Source organism: Arthrobacter liuii (genome assembly GCF_014639275.1).
Classification (GTDB): domain Bacteria; phylum Actinomycetota; class Actinomycetes; order Actinomycetales; family Micrococcaceae; genus Arthrobacter; species Arthrobacter liuii.
Window position 1 is genome coordinate 252,509 of the sequence record NZ_BMFW01000005.1, and the last position, 20,013, is coordinate 272,521.

The window sequence follows — 20,013 nt, forward strand, 5'->3', positions numbered from 1 at the left end:
AAGAGCTTAACTATGCCTTTGTAGGGCTGGAACATGCATATCCATGCGTGGCACCGGCCTCGATTCCCGGGTGCTGCTGCCGGGAAATGTCACCCCTGAGCAGTAGATTGTAGTGAGCCGGATCCAGCAATGTGCCCCACACGCTCCAGGAGACCAGAAAAGCCTTGCACCTCAAAAGCCTCACCGTCCGGGGGTTCAAGTCCTTTGCGTCAGCCACCACCTTTGACTTCGAACCCGGCGTCACCGCCGTCGTGGGTCCCAACGGATCCGGCAAGTCCAACGTGGTGGACGCCCTGGCCTGGGTCATGGGGGAACAAGGGGCAAAGACCCTCCGCGGCGGCAAGATGGAAGATGTCATTTTCGCCGGGACGTCAGGGCGCCCGCCGCTGGGGCGAGCCCACGTTTCCTTGACCATCGACAACACCGATGGCGCCCTCCCCATCGAGTACAGCGAAGTGACCATTTCCCGGACACTGTTCCGGACCGGCGGCTCCGAGTACGCCATCAACGGTGCCGGCTGCCGGCTGCTTGATATCCAGGAACTGCTCTCCGACTCCGGGCTGGGCCGGGAAATGCACGTCATCGTGGGCCAGGGCCAGCTGGACCGCGTGCTGCACGCCACCCCTGAGGACCGGCGCGGCTTCATCGAGGAAGCAGCCGGGATCCTCAAGCACCGCCGCCGCAAGGAAAGGACGGTCCGGAAGCTGGAGGCCATGCAGGCCAACCTCCAGCGCCTCACCGACCTCACCGGGGAGATCCGCCGCCAGCTCACGCCCCTGGGCAAGCAGGCGGAGGTGGCGCGCCGCGCCCAGCGTGTCCAGTTCGACGTCCGGGACGCCCGGGCCCGCCTGCTTGCCGATGACCTCGTCCAGCTGCAGCAGGCGCTGGAGCAGGACGTGGCGGACGAAGCGGCGCTCAAGGCCCGGCGGACCGCCGTCGAGCGGGAACTTGAAGCCGGGCGCAGGCAGCAGGCATCGCTGGAGCAACTGGCGGCCGAGGCCACCCCCCGGCTAAATGCGGCCAGGGACACCTGGTACCGGCTCTCAACTGCGCGGGAGCGGCTCCGGTCGCTGGGCTCGCTGGCCACCGAACGCAGCCGGCTGCTGGGTTCCGACGACGCTGCGCCGTCCTCCGGCAGGGACCCCGAGCAGCTCGAGCGCCAGGCAGCCAGGGTACGGCAGGAACTGGCCGAGGTTGAACAGGACATCCAGGCGAGGCGCAGCACCCTGGACGTGGCCAGCGCCGCTAAGGCGGAAGCGGAGCAGGCTGCATCGGCCGAGGACCAGCGGCTCACGGCGCAGCTCCGCGCGGCAGCCGACCGGCGCGAGGGCCTGGCGCGGCTGGCCGGACAAGTAGCGGCTGCCAGGTCCCGGGTGGAGTCCGCGCAGGCGGAACTGGGACGGCTGCGGGAATCCCTTGCCGCCGGCACGGAACGCCGCGCCCGTGCCCAGGCCGAGTTCACCGCACTGGAGAACCAAGTGGCCGGCGTGGAGGAGGGGGAAGAATCCCTTGACGCGGATTATGAGGCTGCCAGCGAAGTCCTTGACGCGGTTCTCCAGGAGATTGCGGAGCTCAAAGCCGCCGTCAATGAGGGGGTCCGCAAACGGGATGCCCTGGCCGCACGCCTTGACGCACTGAAGCTCGGCCTTGACCGCAAGGATGGCGCCAGGCACGTACTGGAGTCGGGGCTCCCGGGCGTGCAGGGAAGCCTCGCTGCCGGGATCAGCGTCCAGGCCGGTTACGAGGCAGCGATCGCCACTGCCCTGGGGGAAGCGTCCGAGGCAGTGCTGGTCCAGGACGAGGCCACAGCGGGCGCGGTGCTGCGGCGGCTTAAGGATGACGACGCCGGGCGGGCGTCCCTGCTCCTCGCCTCGGCCACGGCGGTTCACCAGGGGGACAGCCAGGAGGGGCTGCCCGACGGCGCACAATGGGCCGCCGACCTCGTCGACGGACCTGCGGGGCACCTCTCCCTGGTCCGGCACCTGCTGTCCGGAACCGCCGTCGTCACAGGCATCGATGCGGCGACCGCGCTGGTGGCCTCGCTGCCCGCGCTCACGGCCGTCACCCGTGAGGGGGACGTGTTCACCGCCGTCTCCGCTGCCGGGGGCACTGCCAAGGCGCCCTCGCTCATTGAGGTGCAGGCGGCAGTGGACGACGCCGACAGGGGACTTTCGGCCGTCACGGCCGACCTGGAGCGGAACAGGTTCGCCCTAGCCGCCGCGGAGGCCCGGCGCGCCGGCGCGCAGGAGGAAGCGGACGCCGCCCTGGACAAGCTGCACGAATCCGATGCCCGCCTCGCCGCCGTGGCCGAACGCCTGGGCCACCTGAACTCGGTCCTGCGCAGCGCCGTTGGCGAGAGCGAACGGCTGGCAGCGTCCCTGGCCAGGGCCGAAGGCAACGTTGCTGCGGAGGAGGAAGCGCTCGCCGCCGTCACCGCCCGACTTGCGGCGGCACAGGAAGCACCCGTCGAAGTGGAGCCCTCCACGGAGCAGCGGGACGCCCTGGCCCGCGCCGCATCTGCCGCCCGTGCAGCCGAGGTGGAGGCGCGGTTGTCCCTGCGCAGTGCCGAAGAGCAGCTGACGGCCACGCGCAACAGGGTGGCCTCCCTGGAACGCGCCGCCGCCACCGAACGCCGCGCCCGCGAGGAGGCGGCGCAGCGCGCCCGGCGGCGGCGCCTCCAGGCCAGGCGGGCAGCCGCCGTGTCCGCGGGGGTTGAAATAGGGCTGGGCTACGTGGATGTCTCCGTGGACGTTGCCCGGCACGAACGCGACCTGGCCGAAGAGAACCGCGAGCTGCGGGAACGGGGGCTGCGGGACGTCCGGGAAGCGAACGATGCCCTGGCCCGTAAACTGGCCCAACTCACCGACAACGTGCACCGGGACGAGCTGGCCCGGGCCCAGCAGCGGGCCAGGATTGAGGCGGTGGAAACCCGGTCCGTGGACGAACTGGGCATCACCCCGGAAGCGCTGGTCACCGAGTTCGGGCCGCATGTTCCGGTTCCCGTTCCGGCGGAGGAATCCGGCGACAAGTGGGCGGCCCTGCGGGCCCCTGTTGATGGGGACGGGGAAGAGATCCGGGACGGTAAGCCCTACGTCAGGCAGGAGCAGGAAAAGCGGCTGCGGAAGGCCGAGCGCGACCTCGCCAGCCTGGGCAAGGTAAACCCCCTGGCACTGGAGGAGTTCGCGGCCCTGGAGGAGCGCCACCAGTTCCTCAGCACCCAGCTCGAGGACCTGAAGGCCAGCCGCCGGGACCTGCTGGACATTATCAAGGAAGTGGACGACCGGGTCCAGCGCGTCTTCGCCGAAGCATTCGAGGACACCCGGGCCCAGTTCACCAGGGTTTTCGAGCGGCTCTTTCCCGGCGGCGAGGGCCGCCTGGTCCTCACCGATCCAGCGGACATGCTCACCACAGGCATCGAAGTGGAGGCCCGTCCCGCAGGCAAGAAGATCAAGCGGCTGTCCCTGCTCTCGGGCGGTGAGCGGTCCCTGACGGCGGTGGCGCTGCTGGTAGCCATCTTCAAGGCGCGGCCTTCGCCGTTCTACGTCATGGATGAGGTGGAAGCTGCCCTGGATGACACCAACCTGGGCCGGCTCATCACCATCTTTGAGGAACTGCGGGAGTCCAGCCAGCTCATCGTCATCACGCACCAGAAGCGCACCATGGAGGTGGCGGACGCGCTGTACGGCGTGACCATGAGGGGCGACGGCGTCTCGACAGTCATCAGCCAGCGCCTCGTTTCGGAGGTATGACGGCAGCGCGCAGGCAGCGCGGAAGTGCAGCGCAGGCGGACGCGCAAACGGGCAGGTCAGGGCCGTTGCGGGGGCCCGAACCCGCCGGGACGTTTGTGAGAAGCTAGGGGAGTGAATGACATCCTTCCCATTGTCCTGTCCATTCTTGTTGCGCTGGTGGTCATCGGCGGCCTGATTCCGGTGCTGCTCAAGACGCGGAGGAACATCACCCGCTACCCAGGCACCCGGGATGCCAACGATCCGGAGATCGGCTCCGGAGGCAGTACTGCCGTGGCGGACCGCGACGGAACCATCGAGCGCAAGGCGCCCGCGGGCGTGGACCTCGAAGGGCTGGACACCACAACGGTTCCGGACAATGCCGCAGGGCTGGAAACCATTCCCGTGGAAACCCCGCTGCCTGTCGCTGGGCGCCTCACCCGCCTCCGTGAGCGGCTGGTCCGCTCCAACAACATCATGGGCAAGGGCCTCCTGGCGCTGCTGTCCAGCGACCGGATCGACGAGAGCGTCTGGGACGAGGTGGAGGAAACCCTCCTGCTCGCAGACCTGGGAACCGAACCCACCATGCAGCTGGTGGATGCCCTGCGGGAGCGGGTCACGGTGCTGGGCACCCGGACCCCCGAACACGTCAAGACCATGCTCCGCGAAGAGCTCATCAAGCTTGTGGATCCCGCGATGGACCGGAGCCTCAACGTCCAGCGGCATGCCGACAGGCCCGCCGTGATGATGGTGGTGGGCGTGAACGGCGTGGGCAAGACCACCACCGTCGGCAAGCTGGCCCGCGTGCTGGTGGCCGAGGACAAGGACGTCCTGCTCGGGGCTGCTGACACTTTCCGCGCCGCCGCTGCGGAGCAGTTGGCCACGTGGGGGCAGCGCGTTGGCGTCCCCACCGTGAAGTCGGACATCGACGGCGCTGACCCCGCCTCGGTCGCCTACGAGGCCGTGAAGGCAGGCATTGAGCAGGAAGTGGACGTGGTCATGATCGACACCGCCGGGCGCCTGCAGAACAAGGTGGGCCTGATGGACGAGCTGGGCAAGGTCAAGCGGGTTGTGGAAAAGCTGGCCGAAGTGGACGAGGTCCTGCTGGTGCTGGACGCCACCACGGGCCAGAACGGCCTGAACCAGGCACGGGTATTTTCGGAGGTGGTCAACATCACCGGCATCGTCCTGACCAAGCTGGACGGTACCGCCAAGGGCGGCATCGTCGTCGCCATCCAGAAAACGCTCGGTGTTCCCGTCAAGCTCATCGGCCTGGGCGAAGGCGCCGACGACCTGGCCCCCTTTGACGCCGAAGGCTTTGTTGACGCCTTGCTGAACTGACCTGGCGACCTAGGAGGCGGCTGTCCGAAGCGTTTCGCGGGTGGGCAGCCACCCAACGGCGGCCAGGAGCATGATGCCGCCGGTCACGCCGAAAGCCCAGCCGAAGCCCAGCCGGTCTGCGAGCAGGCCTGCCACGAGGGGCCCAACGATCGCCCCGACGTCGGAGGTCATCTGGTACACGGCCAGCACCTTGCCGCCGGAGCGTGCGTTGCCAATGACATCGGCGACGGCGGCCTGCTGGGCGGGGCCAAAAAGGCCGGAGCCGACGCCCGCGAGTGTCGATGCCACAAGGAACCAGGGCAGGTCTGAGGTGATGCCGATCGCCGCGGTGGACAGGGCTGCGACCACCAGGCCCGTGATCATCATGGGCTTGCGCCCCACGGAGTCCGCCAGGCGCCCCGAGAACGTCAACGCGGCGGCGTTGCCGGCAGCGAACACGGCCAGTGCAAGGCCGGCCGCCTGCGGGCCTGCTCCGAAGGCGGCCGCCGCGAACAACGGCACGGTTGCCATCCGCACGCCAAAGGTTGCCCAGCCGTTGGCGAAGCTGGAGGCGAGGGCCGACCGGTAGGTGCCGGCACCCAGCGCTTCCCCAAAACGCATGTCCGGTGCCCGGTTCTGTGCTTCGCCCCCTTCCCGGCGTTGGTGGCTGAGCTGGGTCTGGACCACGAATGCTGCCACCAGCAGGGCGGCAGCGTAGGCAAGGAACGGGACCCGCAGGCCCAGCCCGGCCAGCAGCCCGCCCACAATCGGCCCGCAAACGTTCCCGATCAGGAAGGCCGAGGCATAGGCTCCCGAGACCCTGCCCCGGCTCGTGGGCGGCGCCAGCCGGACCACCAGGGCCATCGACGCCACCGTGAACATCACCGAGCCGGCCCCGCCCAGGCCGCGGAAGAGCAGCAGCTGCCAGTAGTTCTGCGCAAAGGCGCAGGCCGCCGTGGACAGCGCCACGATCAACAGCCCGGCGACGTAGATGGGGCGTTCCCCGCGCTTGCCGATCAGCGCGCCGCCGGCCGGGGCGAAAGCCAGCCGCATGAATGCAAAGATCGCCACGATGACGGCGGCCTCAGTGTTCCCCACCCCAAAGGTTGTTGCGAACTGGGGCAATACCGGCGCAACAAGTCCGAATCCAAGGGCGATAAGGAACGCCGCGGCCAGCATCACCTTGATGTCGCGTGGAAGCTTTTCCCGCTGCGGCCTCAGCCGGGCCAAAAACCTCGAAGTGGCGCCGGTTACGCGGGGTGGTGCCGTCATGGTGCGGAAGTCCTTGCTGGAAAGGGAGCCGGGTGGCTGCGCGGGTGCGGAAACATAACCGTAACAAGGCGGATATGCACCATTTACTTCCTAGAGGTTGTTGTAACAGGCCCGCAATCTAAATCCTCCGCGGGCGAAACACGCCGCCCACAAACTCTTTACAGGACGCAAAAGGCGTTGGCAGGCGGAGTACTCCGCAAGATTCGATGAGAGAGGACGTGCACCATGGAACTTACCGCAGGTCACGTTTGGGTCATGGTGGCGGCAGCCCTCGTGCTGTTCATGACACCCGGTCTGGCATTTTTCTACGGCGGCATGACCCGCGCCAAGGCAGCACTGAACATGATGATGATGAGCTTCATTTCCATCGGCATGGTGGGCGTTGTCTGGGTGCTGTGGGGCGCCTCCATGAGCTCCGGTGAAGGATTCCTGGAGATCGTGGGCAACCCGTTCGCCACGTTCGGCCTGGAGGGCATCAACACCCCCGACGGTTTGATCAAGGTGGGCTACGCGGCCACCTTCGCCATCATCACCGTGGCACTGATCAGCGGCGCCATCGCCGACCGCGCCAAGTTCGGCGCCTGGTCCGTCTTTGTTCCCGTGTGGGTCACGCTGGTGTACTGCCCGCTGGCCTACATGGTGTGGGGCGGCGGTCTATTCGGCCCCGAAGGCGCCATCGGCAAGGCACTCGGCCCCGCCATCGACTTCGCCGGCGGCACCGTGGTCCACATCAACGCAGGTGTGGCCGCACTGATCCTCGTCCTGATCATCGGCAACCGCAAGGGCTTCGGCAAGGACCCCAACCACCGCCCGCACAATATCCCGTTCGTCATGCTCGGGGCCGCGATCCTCTGGTTCGGCTGGTTCGGCTTCAACGGCGGTGCAGCCACCACTGCAGAACAGGGCGGCCTGATCTGGATCAACACCCTCGCAGCCCCGGCGGCTGCCATGCTCGGCTGGCTCGTCACTGAGCGCGTCCGCGACGGACACCCCACCTCGCTCGGCGCCGCATCCGGCGTAGTGGCAGGCCTCGTTGCCATCACCCCGGCCTGCGCCAACGTCAGCCCCGTCGGCGCCCTGGGCCTGGGCGTCGTGGCCGGTGTGGCCTCCGCCCTCGCAGTCGGCCTGAAGTTCCGCTGGGGCTTCGATGACTCGCTGGACGTCGTCGGCGTCCACCTCGTCTCCGGCATCATCGGCACCGTGGCCCTGGGCTTCATCGCACTGCCCACCGACGGTGTGGGCGGCGGCCTCTTCTACGGTGGCGGCTTCACCCAGCTCTGGGCACAGCTCGCAGCGGCCGGCACCGCCATCGCCTACTCCGCGGTCCTTACGTCCATCATTGCGCTGGCCATCCACAAGACCATGGGCTTCCGCGTCTCGCAGGAACAGGAAACGGTGGGTGTGGACCTCAGCCTGCACGCCGAGACTGCCTACGAGTTCGGCCTCAGCGGCCACGGGGGCAGCTTCCAGCCGCTGCATGACATGATCACCGGCAAGGGCCAGGGCGAATCGGGCCAGGCGGCATCCGGGGCGCAGAAAGCACAGGCAACAACAGGTAAGGAAAGCGTGGGGGCATGAAACTGATCACTGCAATCGTCAGGCCGGAGAAACTCGAAGCCGTCCGGGAAGGCCTGGAAGCCTACGGCGTCCAGGGCCTGACCGTCAGCGCAGCCAGCGGATACGGCCGGCAGCGCGGCTACACCGAGGTCTACCGCGGAGCGGAATACAACGTGGACCTCCTGCCCAAGATCCGGGTGGAAGTCCTGGCCACGGACGAGCAGGCTGACGACATCCTGGACGTGATCATCGCCAGTTCCAATACCGGCAGGGCCGGGGACGGCAAGGTCTGGACCATGGACGTCCATGAAGCAGTGCGCGTCCGGACCGGGGAGCGCGGCGTGGCCGCCATCTAAGGCATCCGGACGGGCCCGAACCACAAAAGCAGGGCGGGCGGGAATCGAAAGGTTCCCGCCCGCCCTGCTTTTTCCTCTGGAAAATGCTCCGCGCCATCCCAAAGGCGCCCGCTAGTCCCCGCTGTCTGCGCCGGATGTCTCCTGGGTGGGTGCTCGGTTGGTGGGCCAGGACGCGGGGCCTGCCGAGCCGGCGTCGTAATCTTCAAGCGGGACGTCCCCGCGCTCCCACGCCTTGAGCACCGGCTCAACAATCCGCCAGCAGTCCTCCGCAGTGTCGCCCCGTACGGACAGCAACGGGTCCCCGGCCAACACGCCTTCCAGCACTTCGCCGTAGGGCAGGAGGTCTGAGGCGCTCAGTTCTGCCTCCAGGGTGACCCGGCCCAGGCTGAAGATGTTACCGGGACCATTGACATCGACGTCGAACGCCAGCGTGTCCGGACCGAAACCGATCCGCAGCTGGTTGGGGGAGTCCACCCCGGTAAAGCCCTTGGGGAGGTGGGGCACCGGAAGGAACGTGACCACCGCTTCTTTGCGCTTGTCGCCCAAGGCCTTGCCCGAGCGCAGGATGAAGGGGACACCCTGCCAGCGCCAGGTGTCGATGTCCACCTGGATCTCGGCCAGGGTCTCGGTTCCCCTGCCCGGATCCACGCCCTCCTCCCTGGCATAGTCGGGCACGTCCTTGCCGGCCACGGTGCCCGCCGTGTAGCGGGCCCTGTGTGTTGACCCGGTGAACGGGGCACTGACGCTGCTGGCACGAAGGACGGCGGATGCAGCATCGCGGAGGTCCCGCTCGCCGATGGTGGCGGGAGGTTCGATGGCCATGATCGCCATGACCTCCAGGAGGTGGCTCTGGATCATGTCACGCAGCGCGCCGGCGCCGTCGTAGTAGCGGGCGCGGCCTTCCAAGGCCAAGTCCTCGTCGAAGAAGATCTCCACCTTCTCCACATGCTGCCGGTTCCATACCGGCTCCAGGAAGTTGTTGGCGAACCGCAGGCCCAGGATGTTCAGGACGGTGGCCTTGCCCAGGAAATGGTCCACCCGGTGGATGTGGTCTTCCGGGACCAGCCGCCCCAGGGTCAGGTTGAGGGAGCGCGCCGACTCCTCGCTGGATCCGAACGGCTTCTCCATCACCAGCCGGGTGCCTTCCGGGACCTCGGCCGGCTGGAGCGTCTCGCATGCAAGCTGGCTGATCCGGGGCGGCAGTGCAAAATAGACGGCCACCGGGCCTTCCAGTCCCGCGAGCAGGGCTGCGAGGGCGCCCTTGGCCGTGACGTCCACCTGGTGGTACGCCGTCTCCTTTTGCAGCAGTTCGAGGGCGTCTTTCCCCGGTTCATCTGCTGCACCGGCAGCGGCGGCGAACGATGACCGGACGCGCTCCCGCCATTGTTCCGGTGTCCAGGGATCGGAGCCGGCACCCACCAGGTTGAGGCCTTCCGCGCGGCCTGCCGCAACAAGCCGGGCGAGGCCCGGCAGGAGGAGCCGGCCGGTGAGGTCGCCCGAGGCATCGAGGATGAGCAGGGTTTTCACAGTTGTTTGGCTCGTCATTTTGCCAGCATGCCATCTGACGTGCCTGACTTGATACCCTAGATAGTCGAGTCCCGATCATCTCCTGAAAGAAGTTCACGGCGCGTGTTCAATTCACTCTCTGACCGGTTGACAGCAACCTTCAAGAATCTCCGCGGCAAGGGCCGCCTGACGGAGGCCGATGTCGATGCCACCGTCCGCGAGATCCGCCGTGCCCTTTTGGACGCCGACGTCGCCGTTCCGGTGGTCCGTGAATTCACGGGCCGGGTCCGCGAACGTGCGCTGGGCGCCGAGGTCTCGGCCGCACTGAACCCCGGCCAGCAGATCGTCAAGATCGTCAACGAGGAACTCGTGGAGATCCTCGGCGGCGAAACGCGACGGATCCGGCTGGCAAAGAACGGCCCCACCGTCATCATGCTCGCAGGCCTCCAGGGCGCGGGCAAGACCACCCTGGCCGGCAAGCTGTCCAAGTGGCTCAAGGCCCAGGGCCACAGCCCCATCCTGGTGGCCTGTGACCTGCAGCGCCCCAACGCAGTCACCCAGCTCCAGGTGGTGGGCCAGCGCGCCAACGTGCCCGTCTTTGCCCCGCATCCGGGAGCCACCTCCACCGAGCTGGACCAGCCCGCCGGTGACCCGGTCGCCGTCGCACGTGCCGGCGTCGAGGAAGCGCGCCAGAAGCTGCACGATGTGGTCATCGTTGACACCGCCGGCCGCCTGGGCGTGGACGCCGGCATGATGGAGCAGGCCCGCCAGATCCGCCGCGCCATCGTTCCGAACGAAGTCCTGTTCGTCATCGACTCGATGATCGGCCAGGACGCGGTCAACACTGCCATGGCATTCGATGAAGGCGTCAACTTCACCGGCATCGTGTTGTCCAAGCTCGACGGCGACGCCCGCGGTGGTGCCGCGCTTTCGGTCGCGTCGGTCACCGGCAAGCCCGTCATGTTCGCCTCCACCGGCGAAGGCCTGGACGACTTCGAGCTCTTCCACCCGGACCGGATGGCCTCGCGCATCCTTGACCTGGGCGACGTCCTCACGCTCATCGAACAGGCCGAGAAGGCCTGGGACAAGGACGAAGCTGCCCGGATGGCGAAGAAGTTCGCCGACCAGGAAGACTTCACCCTCGAAGACTTCCTGGCCCAGATGCAGCAGATCCGCAACATGGGCTCCATGAAGAAGATGCTCATGATGATGCCGGGCGCGCAGAACATCCGGCAGCAGCTGGAACAGTTCGACGAACGCGAGATCGACCGCGTTGAGGCGATCGTCCGGTCCATGACCCCGCACGAGCGCCTCGCGCCGAAGATCATCAACGGCTCACGGCGTGCCCGCATCGCACGCGGTTCCGGCGTCCACGTCTCCGAGGTCAACGGCCTGCTGGAGCGTTTCGCCCAGGCCCAGAAGATGATGAAGAAGATGGCCCAGGGCGGCATGCCTGGCATGCCGGGGATGCCCGGCATGCCCGGTGCCGGCGGCGCCCGGAAGAACGCCAAGAACGCGCCCAAGAAGAAGGCAAAGTCCGGCAACCCGGCCAAGGCGGCACAGGAGCGCAAGGAGGCGGAAGCCCGCCGTGCCAACGCTGCGAAGGCACTGCCCACCGGCGCTGCCTTCGGCCAGCAGGGCGGCGACTTCGATCCGTCCCAGCTGAACCTTCCCAAGGGCTTCGACAAGTTCCTGGGCAAGTAGCAAACCCAACTGAGTAGCGCCAAGTGTCGGATTGACGGTTCAAAACGACACTTGGCGCTACTTACTTGGGATGTCGGTGCCGTGGAATAGGGTTGGGACATGTTCAAGCAGAGGGTAGTGTTCGTGCACGGCGCCGGAGCATTTGGCGCCGCCGCATGGCCCCGCCAGCACGGCATGGCACTGTCCTTTGACGCCCTGTTCCTCCGCCGGCACGGGTACGATGCCGTCGCGGAGCCGCTGGAGTCCTCCTTCGCGGAAGACACCGCAATCATCCTGCGGTCCCTGGCCGACGACGGCCGCGGCGCCGCCGGAGGGCACGTGGTGGCCCATGCCCAGGGGGCAATCGCTGCCATGATGGCCGCCGTCGAACGCCCGGACCTGGTCTTTTCGCTGACGCTGGTGGAGCCGGCCTGTCTCTCCCTTACAGCGGAACTTCCGGCCACGGCTGCGCACATCAGCCTGATGCAGCCCCTCTTCGACGTGCGCCAGCAGCTCAGCGACGAAGACTTCCAGCGCGAATTCGTCCGGCGGATCTACGCCACGGACCTCCAGCAGCCCGCCACCACCGAGGAAAAAAGGTCCGCCCGCAGGCTGCGGCTCCAAGCTCCATCGTGGGACGCGCCGCTCCACATTGTTCCCGGCGTCCCCACACTTGTCCTGACCGGCGGGTGGGAACCACTCTACGAGGAGATTGCCGGGTACCTTCGGGAGACCGGCGCCCTGCACCGCGTTGCCGCGGGAGGGCACCGGCCCCACGACTCCCCGGACGGGGACCGGGCCATCCGGCAGTTCATCAGCGAGGCCAGCCGGAGCCAGCCCGCCCGGGCGTCCTAGCCTTCCGCGGGAATCCGCAGCTCAGGCAGGTAGACCTTGCCGCCGGCCGCCAGGAACTCCGCGCTCTTTTCCCGCATCCCCGATGCCGCGCCAGCCAGCGCTGCCTGCGCCTCCGCGGACCCAAATTCATCACGGATGTCCTGGCTGATCCGCATGGAGCAAAACTTGGGCCCGCACATCGAACAGAAATGCGCCGTCTTGGCCGGCTCGGCCGGGAGGGTCTCGTCGTGGAACGCCTCTGCCGTCACAGGGTCCAGCGACAGCGCGAACTGGTCCCGCCAACGGAATTCGAACCGCGCCTTGGACAGCGCGTCATCCCGTTCGTGCGCCCCGGGGTGCCTTTTGGCCAGGTCCGCCGCATGCGCAGCGATCTTGTAGGTGATCACACCGCTCTTCACGTCGTCCTTGTTGGGCAGGCCCAGGTGTTCCTTCGGGGTGACGTAGCAGAGCATGGCAGTGCCGTACCGGGCAATCTCGGTGGCGCCGATTGCTGACGTGATGTGGTCATAACCGGGGGCGATATCCGTCACCAGCGGTCCAAGGGTGTAGAAAGGCGCACCCTTGCACAGCTCCTGCTGCCGCTCAACGTTTTCCCTGACCAGGTGGAAGGGAACGTGGCCGGGCCCCTCCACCATCACCTGCACGTCATACTGCCAGGCGCGCTGCGTGAGCTCGGCAAGCGTGTCCAGCTCCGCGAACTGGGCGGCATCGTTGGCATCGGCCGTGGAACCGGGGCGCAAACCGTCACCCAGGGAGAACGCGACGTCGTACTTGGCGAAGATTTCACACAGCTCATCGAAGTGCGTGTACAGGAAGTTCTCCTGGTGGTGGGCCAGGCACCAACCGGCCATGATGGAGCCGCCGCGCGACACAATGCCCGTCACCCGGTTGGCGGTGAGCGGGACATACCGCAGCAACACCCCGGCGTGGATGGTCATGTAGTCCACGCCCTGCTCACACTGCTCAATGACCGTGTCCCGGAAGATTTCCCATGTCAGCGCGTTGGCCTCGCCGTTGACTTTTTCCAGCGCCTGGTAGATCGGAACGGTGCCGATCGGGACGGGGGAGTTGCGGATGATCCATTCGCGGGTGGTGTGGATATCGTCGCCGGTGGAGAGGTCCATGACAGTGTCTGCGCCCCACTGGGTGGCCCACTGCAACTTGTCCACCTCCTCCTCGATGGAACTCGTCACGGCAGAGTTGCCGATATTGGCGTTGATCTTCACCAGGAAGGCCTTGCCGATGATCATCGGCTCGGATTCCGGATGGTTGATGTTGCTGGGAACGATCGCGCGGCCGGCAGCCAGTTCGCTCCTGACCAGTTCCACGTCGCAGTTTTCGCGCAGCGCCACGAACCGCATCTCCTGCGTGATGGTTCCCTGCCGGGCATAGTGCATCTGGGTCACCGTCCTGCCGTCGACGGCGCGGCGGGGCACCGGCTGCGCACCTTTCCACTCCGCCGAGGCGGCGCCACGGCGCACCGCCGACCGCCCGTCGTCGAGCAGGTTGCGCTCCCTGCCGCTGTAGGCCTCGGTGTCCCCGCGTGCCGCGATCCACTGCGAGCGGAGCGGCTGCAGGCCCCGGACCGGGTCACTGCCGGGCCCTGCGGTCCGGTAGGTCCGGAAGGGTGCATTCGGCTGGCCGTTGGGGGAGGTCTCCAGGGCGATTTCCGTTACCGGTACCCTGATCCCGTTTCCGGCATCTTCGACGAATGCCAGTGAATGCGACTTCAGGGACTGGGTGCCCTGTTGTGCGGCTTCGTCTTCCGCGGGTGCGGACGGCATGTCGGCAGGGTCCAACTGGGTGTTTTGCGTACTCAAGGGAATACTCACTTCCTTCGCCGGCATTACCCGGACAGGTTCAACGGTCGCAGGCTGCCTCAGCCCGATCTCAGCCCCTGCAGGGGCACCCGTGTGGTCAGGAACGAAGCTACCACAGCTACCCGGAAGAACCCCGTCACATTCTGTGGTGCTAGCCTGTCCGGGCATTGGAAGGAGCCAGGGTGGCAGAAGTAATCGAGTTCAGCGGTCCCGTTTTGACCGGACCGCAGACGGTGGAGCGCGGAGCCTGGTCGGTAGACGGCCGGCTGACGTTCAGCAGGCCTGCAACGCCTCCAGGCCGCGTCCTGGCCGGCTGGGTCCTGCCCGGCTTCGTGGATGCCCACTGCCACATCGGGCTGGGCCCGTCCGGTCCCGTCGATTCCGGCACGGCCCAGGAGCAGGCAGCGGCCGACCTCAACGCCGGAACCCTCCTGGTCCGCGACGCAGGCTCACCGGCCGACACCCGCTGGATGCAGGGCGGCCGGGACTTCCCGGTGCTCATCCGGGCCGGGCGCCATATCGCCCGGACGCGCCGCTACCTTCGGGGCTTCGCTGAGGAGGTGGAGCCGGACGGCCTCGTGGAAGCCGTGCGCAAGCAGGCGCGCGACGGCGACGGCTGGGTCAAGCTGGTGGGGGACTGGATTGACCGAAGCGCCGGCGACCTGGCACCCTCCTTTCCCGCCGCCGTCGTCCGTGACGCTGTCCAGGCCGCCCATGACGAGGGCGCAAGGGTGACGGCGCACTGCTTCGCCGAGGACACCCTGGACCAGATGCTCGATGCCGGAATCGACTGCATCGAGCACGCCACCGGCCTCCTGCCCCGGCACCTGCCCCGGTTCGCCGAACAAGGCGTACCAATCGTGCCTACCCTCATCAACATCGCCACGTTCCCAGAAATAGCGGCACAGGCGGACCCCAAGTTCCCGCGCTACGCCGCCCACATGCGTGCCCTCTGGGAGCGCAGGCTGGAACGGGTGGCGGAGGCCCATGCGGCGGGTGTGCGTATCTTCGCCGGGACCGACGCCGGCAGCGTGATCCGTCACGGCAGGATCGCAGACGAGATCCTCGCCCTGCACGGCGCCGGCCTGCCCGTGGCCGCGGCGCTGGACTCCGCCTGCTGGGCAGCCCGTGCGTGGCTGGGAGCGGACGGGCTGGAGGAGGGTGCCCGCGCCGACGTCGTCGTATGCCGGGAAGACCCGCGGGCCGTACCGGGAACGATCACGTCGCTGGACCATCTAGTGCTGGGCGGCCGCATCATCCGTTGACGGAATGGCTGCCGGGGACTTGGAATAAATTGAAGCTTCAAGTAATTTTAATATGTGACAGGCCGCCAACGGGACGGCCGCCAATGCAAGGAGCCTTCAATGACCGCATCAGCCAGCAGCCAGGATCTTCTTCCTGCCGACCTCGCCATGGGCACCGTGATGCTCAAAGTGGGTGACATGAAGGTCATGACCGACTACTACCAGCGCGCCCTGGGCCTTGAGATGGTGGCTGAGCAGGACGGCGGGCTCTATCTGGGCCGGCTCGGCAGGCCGCTGGTCCACCTTGCGCCGGCCCCCGGGCTGCACCTTCCCGGCAGGGGAGAGGCGGGCCTGTTCCACACGGCATTGCTGTTCGAGGACCAGGCATCCCTTGCTGCCACCGTCGCCACGGCCGCCCAGTACGAGCCCCGGGCCTTCACCGGCAGCGCCGACCACCTGGTAAGCGAAGCCTTCTACTTCACCGATCCCGAAGGCAACGGCATCGAACTGTACTGGGACCGCCCCCGCAGCAACTGGTCCTGGAACGGGACCGACGTGGTCATGGACAGCCTGGCACTGCCGCCGCAGCGCTACTTGGAGCAGTACCTCACCGAGGAGTCCCTCGAAGGCCAGCGGCAAACAGCCGCCGGCGTGGGCCACGTCCACCTCCAGGTGGGCGATGTCCAGACCGCCCGGGACTTCTACGTGGGAACCCTTGGCTTCGAAAAGACGGCGGGCTGGCACGGGCAGGCCTTGTTCGTGTCCGCGGGCCGGTACCACCACCACATGGCGATGAACGTCTGGAACAGCCGCGGCGCCGGTCCGCGCAAGGACACCCTGGGGCTGGGCGAGGTGCTCATCGAAGTTCCTTCCGGGGACGACGTCGGCGCGCTGGCTGACCGCCTGAAGGTGGCCGGAGTGCCCGCTCACCACACCGGCGCGGAGCTTCGCTTCGAGGACCCGTGGCGCAACCGGATCCGGGTAGCCGCCCGCTGATCACCCCCGCTTCCACGGCATGCCGCGCGAAGCGGGTCGCGCGTGCGCCGGCTGGTCCGCAACTACTAGGCTGATTCCGTACGGCCGGGCGGCAGGCAGCACCCGGCGCGCAGTTCCGCCAACGGAAGAAGGGCACCAGCCATGGGCTTCACCGAGATCTTTGCCGCCACCCATGACGCCGCGCTGAAGCGCGCCGGCATCCTTGACCAAGCAAACAGCTCCTCCGCGGAGGGCGCTCCGGTGGGCCAGGCGGTGCGGATCCAGGGAATCAGCGACTTCGAGGTGGAGCAGCTCGGCGATCTTGCCGGAACTGCCGTCCATGCCGGAGGGGCCGATTATGAGCTGACCATGGTGGACGTGGCCAGCGACTCCCTCCTTGCCGTTCCACCGGCCATGGTCCGCGCCCTGGCAGACCTGCTCACCTACGAAACCGAAGGCGAGGGCAACGTCCTCGATGACGTCGCCGAGCAGTGGGCCAGCCAGGAGGACATGCCCTTTGGCGCCGCCCAGGCGCGGACCTATGTGAAGCAGTTGGCGGAAATTGCCGCCGGAATCAACGATTCGGAACGAACCGGACTTTACGTCTGGTCCGCATGAGACGTCCCCGCCCGTTCGTGGCAAGCCGGCACGGCCTGTCAGCAGCCTGCCGTGGCCTTCAGGCCGCCGGCGGCGCCACAACGCCACACGCGGGAGCGCCAAGTCGAAATAACAGCGCTCATCTGGCACAATAAACAGGTACTCGATCTGCGTGGCCCCTCTCTCCGCGTCCGGATCCTGTCCTTCGAACCCGCAAGTATGGCCCGCCCCACGGGTGCAGAACGCCGGGTTCACCCCTTTTTCTGAAACAGGAGTGACCACAAAAGTGGCCGTAAAGATTCGCCTTAAGCGCTTCGGCAAGATGCGCGCCCCGTACTACCGCATCGTCGTTGCGGACTCACGCACCAAGCGTGACGGCCGTGCCATCGAGGAGATCGGCAAGTACCACCCCACCGAAGAGCCCTCGTTCATCGAGGTCAACTCCGAGCGTGCACAGTACTGGCTCTCCGTCGGCGCCCAGCCGTCCGAGCAGGTTGCCGCGATCCTGAAGATCACCGGTGACTGGCAGAAGTTCAAGGGCCTGCCGGGCCAGGAAGGCACCCTCAAGACCAAGGTCGCGAAGGAAGCTTTCGTTGCTCCGGAGAAGGGCTCGGTCATCATCCCGGAAGCCATCACCAAGAAGGCCTCCAAGTCTGACGCTGCCGAGGCCCCGGCCGACGCCGAAGCTGAGACCACCGAGGCTGAGTAGATTGCTGGCAGAAGCGCTGGAGCACCTGGTCCGCGGAATCGTTGATTCCCCGGATGACGTCAAGGTCAGTTCCAAGAACAACCGCCGCGGGGATACCCTCGAGGTGCGCGTGCACCAGGACGACCTCGGACGGGTGATCGGCCGCCAGGGCCGCACCGCACGCGCACTGCGCACCGTGGTGGCAGCGCTGGCCGGCGGCGATCCGGTGAGGGTCGACGTCGTCGACACCGACCGTCGCCGCTGAGCGTTCGGCAATATTCAGTTTTGCTCCGGCCCCTCCACCATCAGGTGGAGGGGCCGGAGTTCTTTCACAGCACAGTGCTTTGAGCACAAACACCACAACCCGGAACAGAGGAAAAGATGCAGCTGCAGGTGGCACGGATTGGCAAGCCGCACGGCATTCGCGGGGAAGTCACCGTCCAGGTGCTGACCGACGCCCCCGAGGACAGGTTCGTTCCCGGCACGGAGTTCGTGGTTGAGCCTGCCGCGTCCGGTCCCCTGACCGTGAGCAGTGCGCGCTGGAACAAGGACATCCTGCTGCTCGGTTTCGAGGAGGTAGCGGACCGGAACCAGGCCGAAACCCTCCGCGGAGCCAAGCTTTTCATCGAAACCGAAGAGCTGGATGAGGACGACGACGACGAGGGCTGGTACGAGCACGAACTGGTCGGCCTGGAAGCCCGGGTCGGGTCCAAGGTGGTGGGCAAGGTGACGGCACTGAATACCATGCCGGTGCAGGACCTGCTGGTGGTCACCACCCCGAAGGGCGATGAGATCCTTATCCCGTTCGTGGAGCAGATCGTGCCCGAAGTAAACCCTGGCGAAGGCTTCATCCTCCTCACTCCGCCGGATGGCCTCTTCGAAATCAACGCGGACGAAGCCGCCGCCCTGGAAGCGGAAGGCAAGGAATAGATGCGGATCGATGTCGTCAGCATCTTCCCCGAATACCTCGCCCCGCTCGAACTCTCACTGATCGGCAAGGCCCGCCAGGACGGCATCCTTGACCTGCGCGTCCACGACCTGCGCAGCTTCACCACGGACAAGCACCGTTCCGTCGATGACACCCCGTATGGCGGGGGCGCCGGAATGGTCATGAAGCCCGAGCCCTGGGCCCAGGCCCTTTCCGCAGTGGCTGAGGGGCGGCCGGACCCGGACGGAAAGCCGGTCCTGATCGTTCCCTCGCCCGCCGGCGAGCGGTTCACGCAGGCACTCGCTTACGAACTGGCGGAAGAGCAGCACCTGGCGTTTGCCTGCGGTCGGTACGAAGGCATCGACGAACGCGTCATCGAGTGGGCCCAGGAACATTTCACCGTCCGGCCGGTCAGCCTGGGCGACTACGTGCTTAATGGCGGGGAAGTGGCAGTCCTGGCCATGGTGGAGGCCATTGGCCGCCTTCTGCCCGGCGTGGTGGGCAACCCGGAGTCCCTGGTGGAGGAGTCCCACTCCGATGGGCTGCTTGAGTACCCGGTATACACCAAGCCCTCCGTCTGGCGTGACCGGGAAGTGCCCCCTGTGCTCCTCAGCGGCAACCACGGAAAGATCGCACAGTGGCGCCGCCATGAGCAGTACCGCCGCACGTCGGAGCGCCGTCCGGACCTGCTGGAGGGGTTCGACGCCGGCAGCCTTCCGCGTGCGGACCGCACCGAGCTGCACAACCTGGGCTACGACGTCGTGGACGGCCGGCTTGCCCGCCGCCCGGGGACGGCACCCGAACGGCGGGACTAGGGCCGTCCGAATTGGCGTAACCCTGCTGCTGTGGCAAAATTAACCCTTGTGTCTGCTGGGTCCGCACCTGCCACAGGGGGAGCGCGGCCAACAGCCTGACAACCGGCCCCATCAACCCTTGAAGCGGCCGGACACTTTACTTCGGCGGCGAGACCCCGGCTTGCATTCCAGTAGCCGGACTTGCCTGCCGTGACCCAAAGTGAATGACCTGTGGCGTTCACCAGGAGTGCAATCATGCATATTCTCGATTCCGTCGATGCAGCCTCGCTGCGCAACGATGTTCCCGCCTTCCGCGCGGGTGACACCCTCAAGGTGCACGTGAACATCATCGAAGGCAAGAACACCCGTGTCCAGGTCTTCCAGGGCTTTGTCCTGGGCCGCCAGGGCGACGGCGTGCGCGAAACCTTCACGGTCCGCAAGGTCTCCTTCGGTGTCGGCGTGGAGCGTACCTTCCCGGTTCACTCCCCGATCATCGAAAAGATCGAGGTTGTCACCAAGGGTGACGTCCGCCGCGCCAAGCTGTACTACATGCGTGCACTGCGCGGCAAGGCAGCCAAGATCAAGGAAAAGCGCGACTTCAGCACCGCCAAGTAAGTCCCCACCGGACTTACCGCCAGGCTGGAGCGCGGCCGTAACCGGCAAGCGCCCGGAGCAATGCACCAGCGCCAGGAT

17 protein-coding genes and 1 riboswitch are annotated in these 20,013 nt (G+C 66.9%); of the genes, 14 read left to right on the forward strand and 3 right to left on the reverse strand.

Annotated features, from left to right (window positions below; genetic code table 11):
* Nucleotides 1-164 precede the first annotated feature (164 nt).
* Entirely contained in the window at nucleotides 165-3,749 is a 3,585-nt protein-coding gene (gene smc, locus IEW19_RS08740; protein WP_188571250.1) for a chromosome segregation protein SMC, read from the forward strand.
* A 111-nt stretch (nucleotides 3,750-3,860) separates the two neighbouring features.
* Nucleotides 3,861-5,066, forward strand: coding sequence for a signal recognition particle-docking protein FtsY (ftsY, locus tag IEW19_RS08745; protein WP_188571251.1), 1,206 nt, complete (start codon nucleotides 3,861-3,863; stop codon nucleotides 5,064-5,066).
* Between the two features lie 9 nt (nucleotides 5,067-5,075).
* Here ftsY and IEW19_RS08750 read toward each other — a convergent pair whose 3' ends face one another.
* Entirely contained in the window at nucleotides 5,076-6,317 is a 1,242-nt protein-coding gene (locus IEW19_RS08750; RefSeq protein ID WP_188571252.1) for an MFS transporter, read from the reverse strand.
* A gap of 225 nt (nucleotides 6,318-6,542) precedes the next feature.
* On the opposite strand from IEW19_RS08750, the gene IEW19_RS08755 reads away from it, so the two are divergent.
* Both IEW19_RS08755 and IEW19_RS08760 read left to right on the forward strand, forming a co-directional pair.
* Nucleotides 6,543-7,895 (forward strand): ammonium transporter, encoded by a 1,353-nt coding sequence (locus tag IEW19_RS08755; protein WP_188571253.1) that lies wholly within the window; start codon nucleotides 6,543-6,545, stop codon nucleotides 7,893-7,895.
* Complete coding sequence (locus IEW19_RS08760) at nucleotides 7,892-8,230, forward strand: P-II family nitrogen regulator (protein ID WP_188571254.1); 339 nt, start codon at nucleotides 7,892-7,894, stop codon at nucleotides 8,228-8,230. Before IEW19_RS08755 ends, IEW19_RS08760 begins: the two co-directional genes overlap by 4 nt.
* 111 nt (nucleotides 8,231-8,341) lie before the next feature.
* Here the strand turns inward: IEW19_RS08760 and IEW19_RS08765 are convergent, their stop codons facing one another.
* Nucleotides 8,342-9,775: a glucose-6-phosphate dehydrogenase gene (locus IEW19_RS08765; protein ID WP_188571255.1), complete on the reverse strand. Its 1,434-nt coding sequence runs from the start codon at nucleotides 9,773-9,775 to the stop codon at nucleotides 8,342-8,344.
* 84 nt (nucleotides 9,776-9,859) lie between these two features.
* Here IEW19_RS08765 and ffh point away from each other — a divergent pair, with 84 nt between their 5' ends.
* Nucleotides 9,860-11,440, forward strand: coding sequence for a signal recognition particle protein (gene ffh, locus IEW19_RS08770; RefSeq protein ID WP_188571256.1), 1,581 nt, complete (start codon nucleotides 9,860-9,862; stop codon nucleotides 11,438-11,440).
* 99 nt (nucleotides 11,441-11,539) lie between these two features.
* Nucleotides 11,540-12,274: an alpha/beta fold hydrolase gene (locus IEW19_RS08775; RefSeq protein ID WP_188571257.1), complete on the forward strand. Its 735-nt coding sequence runs from the start codon at nucleotides 11,540-11,542 to the stop codon at nucleotides 12,272-12,274.
* Here the strand turns inward: IEW19_RS08775 and thiC are convergent.
* On the reverse strand, nucleotides 12,271-14,094 hold the full coding sequence (gene thiC, locus IEW19_RS08780; RefSeq protein ID WP_188571258.1) for a phosphomethylpyrimidine synthase ThiC: 1,824 nt from the start codon (nucleotides 14,092-14,094) through the stop codon (nucleotides 12,271-12,273). The genes IEW19_RS08775 and thiC overlap by 4 nt on opposite strands.
* Nucleotides 14,090-14,197: riboswitch (TPP riboswitch) on the reverse strand. (Overlaps the previous gene by 5 nt.)
* A gap of 79 nt (nucleotides 14,198-14,276) precedes the next feature.
* Here thiC and IEW19_RS08785 point away from each other — a divergent pair.
* The 8 genes from IEW19_RS08785 to rplS all read left to right on the forward strand — a co-directional run bounded on the left by IEW19_RS08785 (nucleotide 14,277) and on the right by rplS (nucleotide 19,935).
* The gene (locus IEW19_RS08785) at nucleotides 14,277-15,359 is read left to right on the forward strand and encodes an amidohydrolase family protein (RefSeq protein WP_188571259.1); all 1,083 of its coding nucleotides are present in this window, start codon (nucleotides 14,277-14,279) and stop codon (nucleotides 15,357-15,359) included.
* A 99-nt stretch (nucleotides 15,360-15,458) separates the two neighbouring features.
* The gene (locus tag IEW19_RS08790) at nucleotides 15,459-16,334 is read left to right on the forward strand and encodes a VOC family protein (RefSeq protein WP_188571260.1); all 876 of its coding nucleotides are present in this window, start codon (nucleotides 15,459-15,461) and stop codon (nucleotides 16,332-16,334) included.
* 141 nt (nucleotides 16,335-16,475) lie between these two features.
* The gene (locus IEW19_RS08795; protein WP_188571261.1) at nucleotides 16,476-16,931 is read left to right on the forward strand and encodes a hypothetical protein; all 456 of its coding nucleotides are present in this window, start codon (nucleotides 16,476-16,478) and stop codon (nucleotides 16,929-16,931) included.
* Between the two features lie 265 nt (nucleotides 16,932-17,196).
* A complete protein-coding gene (gene rpsP, locus IEW19_RS08800) occupies nucleotides 17,197-17,619 on the forward strand; it encodes a 30S ribosomal protein S16 (RefSeq protein ID WP_018768286.1) in 423 nt (140 codons plus the stop codon).
* A gap of 1 nt (nucleotide 17,620) precedes the next feature.
* The gene (locus IEW19_RS08805; RefSeq protein WP_188571262.1) at nucleotides 17,621-17,863 is read left to right on the forward strand and encodes an RNA-binding protein; all 243 of its coding nucleotides are present in this window, start codon (nucleotides 17,621-17,623) and stop codon (nucleotides 17,861-17,863) included.
* Nucleotides 17,864-17,979: 116 nt separating this feature from the next.
* The gene (gene rimM, locus IEW19_RS08810) at nucleotides 17,980-18,528 is read left to right on the forward strand and encodes a ribosome maturation factor RimM (protein WP_188571263.1); all 549 of its coding nucleotides are present in this window, start codon (nucleotides 17,980-17,982) and stop codon (nucleotides 18,526-18,528) included.
* The gene (gene trmD, locus IEW19_RS08815; RefSeq protein WP_188571264.1) at nucleotides 18,529-19,341 is read left to right on the forward strand and encodes a tRNA (guanosine(37)-N1)-methyltransferase TrmD; all 813 of its coding nucleotides are present in this window, start codon (nucleotides 18,529-18,531) and stop codon (nucleotides 19,339-19,341) included.
* 234 nt (nucleotides 19,342-19,575) lie between these two features.
* The gene (rplS, locus tag IEW19_RS08820) at nucleotides 19,576-19,935 is read left to right on the forward strand and encodes a 50S ribosomal protein L19 (protein ID WP_188571265.1); all 360 of its coding nucleotides are present in this window, start codon (nucleotides 19,576-19,578) and stop codon (nucleotides 19,933-19,935) included.
* Nucleotides 19,936-20,013 lie beyond the last annotated feature (78 nt).